Origin of the sequence: Bradyrhizobium sp. STM 3809, assembly GCF_000239795.1 — a bacterium.
GTDB lineage: Bacteria > Pseudomonadota > Alphaproteobacteria > Rhizobiales > Xanthobacteraceae > Bradyrhizobium.
In genome coordinates this window covers 1-9,732 of sequence record NZ_CAFJ01000242.1, presented here as the reverse complement: position 1 = coordinate 9,732, position 9,732 = coordinate 1, and the positions used below count along the sequence as shown (strand labels likewise).

Genomic DNA, 9,732 nt, shown 5'->3' with positions numbered 1-9,732 from the left:
CATGATCGTGGCGGCGCTGATCGCAGCCCAGCTGGTGCTGATGCGGCGGCTGATGACCAATCCGCGCGAACTGGCGCCCTGGTACAACGGGACGGGCGTGCTGCTCTATGTGCTGGGCATGCTGGCGTCGGCCTTCGCGCTGGCGGGGATGGCGGCATGACGACGGCCCCTGCTCCGCTCTCCTGGTTCGGTATCGTCAGGCTCGGCCTGGTGCAGACCGCGCTCGGCGCCGTCGTGGTGCTGACGACCTCGACCCTCAATCGCGTGATGGTCATCGAGCTGGCACTGCCGGCGATGATCCCCGGCCTCTTGGTCGCGATCCACTATGCGATGCAGGTGCTGCGTCCCTGGCTCGGCCACGGCTCCGATGTCGGCGGGCGTCGCTTCGCGTGGATCGTCGGCGGCATGGCCGTGCTCGCGGCCGGCGGCCTGCTTGCGGCTGTCGCCACCGCGCTGATGGCGAGCCAGCTGGTGCTCGGTCTCGTCGTCGCCGTGGTCGCCTTCATCATGATCGGCATCGGCGTCGGCGCCGCCGGCACCTCGCTCTTGGTGCTGCTCGCCAAGCGCACCGCGCCGGAGCGGCGCAGCGCAGCCGCGTCGATCGCCTGGATCATGATGATCGCGGGCTTCATCGTCACGACGGCGGTGGCCGGCAAGGCGCTCGATCCGTTCTCCGGCGAGCGGCTGATGCTGGTGTCCGGCACGGTCTCGGCGATCGCGATGGTGCTGACCTTGATCGGCGTCTGGGGCATCGAGCAGCCGGAGCTGTCCGCCGAACGGGCCGCGGCGACCGCCGAGCGCGGCGGCTTCATGGAGGACTTCCGCGAGATCTGCCGCGAGCCGCAGGCGCGCCGCTTCGCGATCTTCATCTTCGTCTCGATGCTCGCCTACAGCGCCCAGGACCTGATCCTCGAGCCGTTCGCCGGCAGCGTGTTCGGCATGACGCCGGGGCAAACCACGCAGCTCTCCTCGGTGCAGCACATGGGGGCGCTGATCGGCATGATCCTGATGCCGGCAATGGCCAGCCTGCATACCGACTGGCGCACCAAGCCGCAGCCCTGGATCATCGGCGGCTGCCTGGCCTCCGCACTGGCCCTTCTCAGCCTGGTCGCCGCCGCAAGCGTCGGTCCCGCCTGGCCGCTGCGCGGCTCCGTGCTGCTGCTCGGCATCACCAACGGCGTGTACGCGATTGCCGCGATCGGCGCGATGATGAACATGGTCAGCGAAGGCCGCGACAATCGCGAGGGGACGCGGATGGGCCTGTGGGGCGCCTCGCAGGCGATCTCGTTCGGCATCGGCGGCTTCGTCGGCACCGCCGCGGCGGACGCCGCCCGGGCCTTCATGCCCTCGACCGCTTCCGCCTACGCGGCGGTATTCGCCGCCGAGGCGGCGTTGTTCGTCCTTTCCGCCTGGCTCGCGATCTGGATCAAGCGTCCGCGCGAGCAGACATCGGCGCTTGCGGCGCAGCCGGCCAATCAGGGAGCCTAGCGATGAGCACCTCGTCCGAGACATTCGATGTCGTGGTCGTCGGCGGCGGCCCCGCCGGAGCCACCGCCGCCAATGACCTGGCGCGGCAGGGGCACCGCGTGCTGCTGCTCGACAAGGCCGGCCGCATCAAGCCGTGCGGCGGCGCCATCCCGCCGCGGCTGATCAACGAGTTCGAAATTCCCGACCATCTGCTGGTGGCGAGAATCTCGTCCGCCCGCATGGTTTCGCCCAGCAACCGCGACGTCGACATGCCGATCGACGGCGGCTTCGTCGGCATGGTCGATCGCGAGCATTACGACGAATGGCTGCGGGCCCGCGCCGCGACCGGCGGCGCGGTCCGCCGCACCGGAACGTTCAGCCACATCTCGCGCGATCAGGACGACACCGCCCTGGTGCATTACGAACGTCGCATGGACGACGGCAGCCTGCACGAGGACAGTGTGCGGGCCCGCGCCGTGATCGGCGCCGATGGCGCGGTGTCGGCGGTGGCGCGACAATGCATCCCCGAAGCCAGCGAGATCCGCTACGTCTTCGCCTATCACGAGATCATCCGCTCGCCGGACCGCAGCCATCCGCTGTTCGATGCCACCCGCTGCGACGTCGTCTATCGCGGTCAGCTGTCGCCGGATTTCTACAGCTGGGTGTTCCCGCACGGCCCGACCACCAGCATCGGCACCGGCAGCGCCCATAAGGGCTTTTCGCTGCGCGGCTCGGTGGCCCAGTTCCGCAAGGCGGCCGCGCTCGACGATCTCGAGACCATCCGCCGCGAGGGCGCGCCGATCCCGCTGAAGCCGCTGTCGCGCTGGGACAATGGCCGTGACGTCGTGCTCGCCGGCGATGCCGCCGGCGTGGTGGCGCCGGCCTCGGGCGAAGGCATCTATTACGCGATGGCCGGCGGCCGCGCCGCGGCAGATGCCGTCGCCCTGTTCCTGAAGACCGGCGACGCCAAGGCGCTCTCCACCGCCCGCAAGGCCTTCATGCGCAAGCACGGCGCCGTGTTCTTCATCCTCGGCATGATGCAGCGCTACTGGTACACGAACGACGCCCGCCGCGAGCGCTTCGTCGCGATCTGCCGCGACAAGGACGTGCAGCAGCTGACCTGGGACGCCTACATGAACAAGGAGCTGGTGCGGGCCAAGCCGCTGTCGCATGTCCGCATCTTCTTCAAGAACATCGCCCACCTCACCGGACTTGCGAAGGCGGCCTAGCAGTTCAGGTGATGGATGAGCTGTTTCGCAGCCCGCATCTGGTCGACCTGATCCTGGCGGTGGTGGCGGTGGAGCTGGCCGCCGTGACGCTGATCTGGCGGCGCTATCGCCGCGGCATCAGCCCGCGCGCGCTGCTGCCCAATTTGCTGGCCGGGGTGTTCCTGCTGCTGGCGGTTCGCTGCGCGCTGACCGGGGCGCCGTGGTTCTGGCTGGCGGGATGCCTGGCGGCGTCGGGCGTCGCCAATGCGGCTGATCTTAGGCAGCGTTGGCGGTCATGATCCGCTCGAACGGATAGCGCCCGAAGGGCCGCAGTGCCTTCCGGAGGGGCGGGCCGTTCGCGGTTGCCCAGCGGCTGACCACACCCACGGTGTCATCCCCGCGAAAGCGGGGATCCATAACCACCGGCGGCTGTGGTGGGCAATGCTGACAATGCAGACCTTGTCCGCCAACACGCATCACGCGGTATGGGTCCCGGCGTTCGCCGGGACGACATTGGTGGGGGCGGATGGCGCGGCGGATCGGCGCTCAGACCCTGAGCGCCGGCTCGACGCAGCTCACTTCTTCTCCGAGAACGTCTTGAGATAGGCGACGACGTCCTTGCGCTGCTGCTCGTTGGCGAGCTTGAACACCATCTTGGTCGAGCCGGTGGCCTGGTCCGCCTTGCCCTTCTCGGTGAGATATTTCTTCAGGAAGGCGTTCGGATCGGCGAGGTATTCGAAGATGTTGTCGTCGGTCCAGACCAGCCCGGCCTCGCCGGCGTGCTTGTTCAGTTCGGAATAGGCAAATCCGGGATAGGTGCCGGTCGGGCGACCGACGACTCCGGTCAGCACCGGACCCACGGCATTCTTGGCATCGGGTCCGATGCGATGACAGGTCATGCATTGCTTGAAGACCTGCTCGCCCTTCGCGGCGTCGCCGCCATCCAGCGCCAGGGCGGCGCCTGCCGACGTCGCAATCATGACCGCCGCAATCAAACCCGATTTGAGCATGTGCATTCCTCCTGAATTGCCGTTTTGTTAGTCCACGTGGTCAACGCCTTACAGGTATCAATGTCATGCGGCCTTGTCATGCCCGCTTCATGCAAAAGTGAGCGAATAAGTCGCAGTTCGAACATGCATCAGGCGCGGGAATACCAACGAAAGTTGCATGCTCGGAAATAAGCCTTGACACCGAGGGCCCTGCGTGGACTAACGACATTCTCAAGACTCTCAATACGTTAGCGGAATGCGGCGCAACACCTTCAAAATGCGCGCCAAATAGGCGGCCGCGTCCCCGTGAGCGTCTTTCGAGGGTGGCAAGATAACGGGTGCCAAGACCATGGCCGAGTTTCACGGTCCACGACCCGACGTGACATTGCTGCTCGACATGGACGGCGTGATCCGCGAGGCGACGCTGTCTCCCAACATGTCGGCGGAAAACGTCGACGTATGGCTCGGCCGTGCATGGTCCGAGATCGTCGACGATGCGAGCGAGAAGATCGAGCGCATCATGCAGGACACCAAGCGCACCGGCATTTCCGCATTCCGCCAGATCACGCAGCGGTTCCCGAGCGGCCTCGAGCTGCCGATGGAATTCACCACCGTGCTGCTCGGCGGTCGCGCCGGCATGCTGGCGATCGGCAAGAACCTGCAGGCCGTCGCGGAACTGCAGGCGCGGCTGATCTCGGCGCAGCAGACCATCGAGCGCGACTATTGGCGCCTGCGCGAAATCGAAACGCGCTACCGGCTGGTGATCGAGGACTCCAACGAGGCCGTGCTGCTGACGAAGGTCTCGGATCTGCGCATCGTCGAGGCCAACCGCACCGCCGCCGCCGCCCTCGGCGTGGCGAGCCGGCGGCGCGACAACCTGGTCGGCCGCGAGTTCCTGCACGAGATCCCGGAGAAAGACCGCGAGCCGGTCGAACTGATGCTGCGGCGTGTGCGCGACCAGGGCAAGGCGCCCGGCATCGTGATCCATCTCGGCGAGGACGCCGCGCCCTGGATGCTCCGGGGGTCGCTGATGACCAGCGACAATGCACCGATGTTCCTGCTGCAGATGGCGCCGATCGGCAAGTCCATCCAGCCAGGGCCGGTGTCGGATGATCCGGAAGGGCTGATCGACAACCTGCCCGACGCAGTGATCAGCATCGACGCCACCGGCACGATCAAGCGCGCCAACCGCGCCTTCCTGGATCTCGTCGAGATCGGCTCGAAAGAGGCGCTGGTCGGCGAGAAGCTGAGCCGCTGGCTGACGCGCCCCGGCGCCGACCTGGGGGTGCTGATCTCCAATGTCGAGCGCCACGGCATGGTCCGGCTGCTGTCGACCACCATCCAGGGCGAGCTGGGAACCGAGACGGAGGTCGAGATTTCGGCCGCGGCGCATGGCCAGGAGAGCCAGCGCCGGATCGGTCTCGTGCTGCGCAACATCGCGCGACGGTTGTCGCCGACGGCGGAGCATGACAATCTCAGAGCCGCGCTTTCGGGTCTCAATGAATCAGTCGGCAAGACACCGCTGCGCGATCTGGTGAGGAGCACGGTCGAGGTCGTCGAGCAGCATTACGTCCGCGCGGCGCTCGAACTGGCCAACGGGAACCGGACCTCGGCGGCCGAAATCCTCGGCCTCAGTCGCCAGAGCCTTTACGCCAAGCTTGATCGGTATAATCTGAGCCAACTCGAAGAAAACGGCGAGGAAACCGAAAAGGGGAGCTGATTGCCCGTTCCGCTGACAATGCCGGCCTTCGGCCACGCTACTCTTGCGGATTGCGAGCGCGAACAGATTCATCTGGCAGGCTCGATCCAGCCGCATGGCATTCTGCTGGCGGTGAAGGAGCCGGATAACGTCGTCATCCAGGCCAGCGTCAATGCGGCCGAGTTCCTCAACGCGAGCTCCGTGGTCGGACGTCCGCTGCGCGACCTCGGCGGCGATCTGGCGCTGCAGATCCTGCCGCATCTCAATGGTCCGCTGCATCTGGCGCCGATGACCCTGCGCTGCACGGCCGGCTCGCCGCCGCGCCGGGTGGATTGCACCGTCCATCGTCCGTCCAATGGCGGGCTGATCGTCGAGCTGGAGCCGGCGACCAAGACCACCAATGTCGCGCCCGCGCTCGACGGCGCCTTCCACCGCATCACCTCGTCCTCTTCGCTCATCGGACTGTGCGACGAGACGGCGACGATCTTCCGGGAGATCACCGGCTACGATCGCGTCATGGTCTATCGCTTCGACGAAGAGGGCCATGGCGAGGTGCTGTCGGAACGGCGGCGGCCGGACTTGGAGGCTTTTCTCGGCAATCGCTACCCGGCCTCGGACATCCCGCAGATCGCGCGGCGGCTGTACGAGCGCAACCGGGTGCGGCTGCTGGTCGACGTCAACTACACGCCGGTGCCGCTGCAGCCGCGGATCTCGCCGCTCAACGGCCGCGACCTCGACATGTCCTTGAGCTGCCTGCGCAGCATGTCGCCGATCCACCAGAAATACCTGCAGAACATGGGCGTCGGCGCCACGCTGGTGTGCTCGCTGATGGTCAGCGGCCGCCTGTGGGGCCTGATCGCCTGCCATCATTATGAGCCGCGCTTCGTGCCGTTCGACATCCGCGCCGCCGGCGAGGCGCTGGCGGAGACCTGTGCGATCCGTATCGCCGCGCTGGAGAGCTTTGCCCAGAGCCAGTCCGAGTTGGTGGTGCGCCGCCTGGAGCAGCGGCTGGTCGAAGCGGTGTCCCGCGACGGCGAGTGGCAGGCAGCCCTGTTCGACGGCTCGCAATCGCTGCTGCAGCCGCTCGGCGCCAGCGGCGCGGCGCTGCTGTTCGAAGGCCAGGTCATGACCGCCGGCGACGTGCCGTCGACGCAGCGCATCCGCGACCTCGCCGCCTGGCTCGATCGCCGCCGCAAGGCGCCGGACGCGCCGCCGCAGGGGCTGACCGTGACGGCCTCGCTGACGCTCGACGAGCCGTCCTTCGCCGACATCCGCTCGATCGCCTCGGGCCTGATCGCCGCGCCGCTGTCGGCGAGCGAGGGCGAGTATCTGTTGTGGTTCCGGCCGGAACAGGTGCGCACGGTGACCTGGGGCGGCGACCCGCTCAAGGCGGTCATCATCGGCGACGATCCCTCGGACCTGTCGCCGCGGCGCTCCTTCGCGCAATGGCATCAGCTGGTCGAGGGCAAGTCGGAGCCATGGTCTCCGGCCGAGCTCGCCTCGGCGCGGCTGGTCAGCGAGACCGTCGCCGACGTCGCGCTGCAATTGCGCTCGGTGCGCATGGTGATCGCGCAGGATCAGCTCGCGACCATCAGCGCCCAGGTGCTGCGCTCGGAGCAGCCGGTCATCATCGCCGATGTCGAGGGCCGCATCCTGCTGTTGAACGAGGCGTTCGAGCAGCAGCTGCGCGCCTCGCATCCGCACATTCCGCATCTGCGCGACCTCGGCGCCTATTGCACGGCGCCCGCGGAGTTCCGCGCCAATCTCGACGACCTCATGCGCAACAAGCGCAGCTGGCGCGGCGAGCTGACCTTGACCGGCGGCGCCTCGCCGCAGCGGCCGCTGATGGTGCGCGCCGATCCGGTGATCGCGCCGCACGACCGCGTTCTCGGCTTCGTGCTGATCTTCTCCGACCTCACCGAGCGCAAGACCGCCGAGGCCGCCCGCGCCCGCTTCCAGGAGGAGATCGACGGCGCGCGCCGGCCGAGCCTGCGGCTCGATCAGAGCGCCAGCCTGATCTACAAGGAGCTCGCCGCGTCCACGGTCGAGAACGCCCAGCTCGCCGCGCTCGAGGTGACGCACGGCGCCGAGGCCGGCAGCATGCCGGAGATGCTGGAGAGCATTCGCAATTCCACCGCGCGGACGCTGGGGATTCTCGAGCACCTGGTGTGGTATCGCTCGCAAAGCGAGGAGTGAGATGGGCGTTTCGTCCGCCCGTCCTGCAGTCTGTAGGGTGGGCAAAGGCGCGAGGCACACGCCTCGTTTGGGCCCCGCGGCAGCGCGCCGTGCCCACCATCGGGCGACGACGGGGATGCGAGACGGTGGGCACGGCGCGCGCCATCGTGCCACAAACGCCGGATGTGCCCTGCGCCTTTGCCCACCCTACCGCTCTGGTCGAGCGCGGCGACATCTCGCGACACACGATCACGGGTAGCTGGAATCCGAGCTATCACGCGAGCCAAGAGACGGCGCGTCCAGAGGACGCGGGCAAGTTTCAGCGGCCGGGCCCTGCGGCCAACTGCAGCGCCTGCGACAGCGTGATGTTCAGCTGGAAAGCCGTGGCCGCCTCCTCGACGACGAAGTCATGCTCTGTCATCGCCGCGCCGGCCTGCTCCAGCGCCTCGCGGTACTCGGTCTTGAAGCGCGGAATGTCGGTGATCGCCGGAAACTCGTAGAACGACAGCGCCTCGGGCTGCAGTTCGAGCGAGCGGGCGAGAATCTTCTTGATGATCTGGCCGCCGCTGAGATCGCCGAGATAGCGTGTATAGGCGTGCGCCAGCAGCGGATGACCGGAACCGGATCCCGCGTCCCTGATGGCACGGACATAGGCGATGGCTTCGGGCAGCAGCGGCAGGTCGCTCGCGTCGAGCGCGGCGAGATCGGCCTTGATCGCTGAACATCGATGCAGCTCCGGCCGCACCGTCGGCCCGACCACCGGTGACGCCTGATGACGAACGAGCTCCGCTTCGAGCGCCTCATAGACCGGCAGCAGATTGCGCAGCAGCAGCGCGTAGGCGTCGACCGTGCCGCGGCCACGCAGCAGCTCGGCGACGAGGCCGGTCCGCTCCGCGGTCACGTGCAGCGCCTTCGTGCGCTCCCGCATGGCTTCCAAAAGACCGGCCGGACGCGTGGTGCGCCCGGCCGTTTCGACGTGATTGGATTCAACTCGGTCCAACATCTCTCAACCCGCAGAGCTTCAGCGCGGCGGCGCCAGCCCGTGTTTCACGCCCCAGTCGAACCAATTGTCGACCACTGTGCCCGACAGTAGGATGCCGATGCCGCCGGTCAAGGTGCAAAGCACGGCGAACCACCAGGCCCAGCGATGAATCGACTCGGCGGTCGCGTTGAAGCCCATCGTCCAGCGCCAGAACAGCGCACCGCGTTCGAAGGCCGTGCCGCGGTCGACGATCTGCTCCAGCTCGCGCTCGCCGCCGTAGCGGCTGATCGCCAGCACCGTCGCGCCATGCATCGCGAACAACAGCGCCGACCCGTACAGGAAGGCGATCGAGAGCATGTGGAACGGGTTGTAGAACAGGTTACCGTGGGTGATGGAGAAGTTGTTGGTCCAGTCGAGGTGCGGGAAGATGCCGAACGGCACCGCCTCGCTCCAGCTGCCCATCAGGATCGGCCGGATGAAGCCGAGCACGAGGTACAGCCAGATCGCCGACGCGAACGCCCACGACACATGCGTGCCGAGGCCCAGCGCCCGAGCGCGGCGGTAGGTGCGCGCCCACCACAGCAGGATCGAGGTCGTCAGGAAGAAGCCGGCCATCAGCCACCAGCCGCCCTCCTGCAGCGGCGGGAAGATCTGCAGGCCATATTCCGGCGCCGGCGGCTGCAGGGACAGCCAGAAGAACTGACGGATGAACTCGAGCGGACTCCAGTTCACCGAGGCCAGCATGTTGAGACCGATGATCTCGATCGCAGCAAAGCCTGACATCAGCGAGGCCAGCCCGAGGAAGCCGAGATAGACCGGGCCGACCTGGGCGTCGCCGAGCTTGCCGAACCAGTAGTTGAAGCTGCCCTTGCCGAGCCGCTCCCACACCCCGGGCTCGATCGGGATGCCCGGGTAGATTTTACTACGGACTTGGATCTGCGTGAAGATGTTCTGGTATTGGGCCATGACGACCTCTCCTTGAACTCATTGCGGCGGCGACCAGATCGGGATGTGACGCCACCAATCCCACCAATCCGACCAGGCATTGCCTTCCGGCATCAGCCAGGCGGGGCCGGAGATGACGATGCAGACGGCGCTGAAGAACACCGCCGACAGCGCCAGGAACAGGCCAAGGCGGTGGATGCCGAGCGTGCCGATGGAGTAGCCGATGAGATCGCGGAACATGGTGTTCTCATGCTCCGGCGACTTCAT

The 9,732-nt window shown here is 67.1% G+C and carries 8 protein-coding genes and 2 pseudogenes; 6 read left to right on the top strand and 4 right to left on the bottom strand.

Translation table 11 applies throughout. From position 1 onward, the window contains the following. The 4 genes and pseudogenes from BRAS3809_RS37305 to BRAS3809_RS13270 all read left to right on the top strand — a co-directional run. Positions 1-160 (top strand): annotated as a pseudogene (locus tag BRAS3809_RS37305) (chlorophyll synthase ChlG); the annotation flags it as partial. After that, a complete protein-coding gene (locus BRAS3809_RS13280; RefSeq protein ID WP_008962612.1) occupies positions 157-1,488 on the top strand; it encodes a BCD family MFS transporter in 1,332 nt (443 codons plus the stop codon). The pseudogene BRAS3809_RS37305 and the gene BRAS3809_RS13280, both read left to right, overlap by 4 nt. A 2-nt stretch (positions 1,489-1,490) precedes the next feature. Continuing rightward, positions 1,491-2,696: a geranylgeranyl diphosphate reductase gene (locus BRAS3809_RS13275; protein ID WP_008962611.1), complete on the top strand. Its 1,206-nt coding sequence runs from the start codon at positions 1,491-1,493 to the stop codon at positions 2,694-2,696. Positions 2,697-2,707: 11 nt separating this feature from the next. Continuing rightward, the gene (locus tag BRAS3809_RS13270) at positions 2,708-2,974 is read left to right on the top strand and encodes a hypothetical protein (protein ID WP_008962610.1); all 267 of its coding nucleotides are present in this window, start codon (positions 2,708-2,710) and stop codon (positions 2,972-2,974) included. Positions 2,975-3,250: 276 nt separating this feature from the next. Here the strand turns inward: BRAS3809_RS13270 and BRAS3809_RS13265 are convergent, their stop codons facing one another. Next, positions 3,251-3,685 carry a c-type cytochrome gene (locus tag BRAS3809_RS13265; RefSeq protein ID WP_008962609.1) on the bottom strand — a complete coding sequence of 145 codons (435 nt, stop codon included), beginning with the start codon at positions 3,683-3,685 and terminating at the stop codon, positions 3,251-3,253. Between the two features lie 328 nt (positions 3,686-4,013). Between BRAS3809_RS13265 and ppsR the strand changes: the two genes are divergently transcribed. Continuing rightward, positions 4,014-5,384 carry a transcriptional regulator PpsR gene (ppsR, locus tag BRAS3809_RS13260; protein ID WP_008962608.1) on the top strand — a complete coding sequence of 457 codons (1,371 nt, stop codon included), beginning with the start codon at positions 4,014-4,016 and terminating at the stop codon, positions 5,382-5,384. After that, the gene (locus tag BRAS3809_RS13255; RefSeq protein WP_035656248.1) at positions 5,385-7,559 is read left to right on the top strand and encodes a GAF domain-containing protein; all 2,175 of its coding nucleotides are present in this window, start codon (positions 5,385-5,387) and stop codon (positions 7,557-7,559) included. A 298-nt stretch (positions 7,560-7,857) separates the two neighbouring features. Here BRAS3809_RS13255 and BRAS3809_RS13250 read toward each other — a convergent pair whose 3' ends face one another. From BRAS3809_RS13250 to BRAS3809_RS13240, 3 genes and pseudogenes are all read right to left on the bottom strand, one after another. Next, positions 7,858-8,466: a biliverdin-producing heme oxygenase gene (locus BRAS3809_RS13250; protein ID WP_063824008.1), complete on the bottom strand. Its 609-nt coding sequence runs from the start codon at positions 8,464-8,466 to the stop codon at positions 7,858-7,860. Between the two features lie 93 nt (positions 8,467-8,559). Further along, positions 8,560-9,486 carry a photosynthetic reaction center subunit M gene (gene pufM, locus BRAS3809_RS13245; protein WP_008962605.1) on the bottom strand — a complete coding sequence of 309 codons (927 nt, stop codon included), beginning with the start codon at positions 9,484-9,486 and terminating at the stop codon, positions 8,560-8,562. 18 nt (positions 9,487-9,504) lie between these two features. Then, a pseudogene (locus tag BRAS3809_RS13240) lies at positions 9,505-9,732 on the bottom strand (photosynthetic reaction center subunit L); the annotation flags it as partial.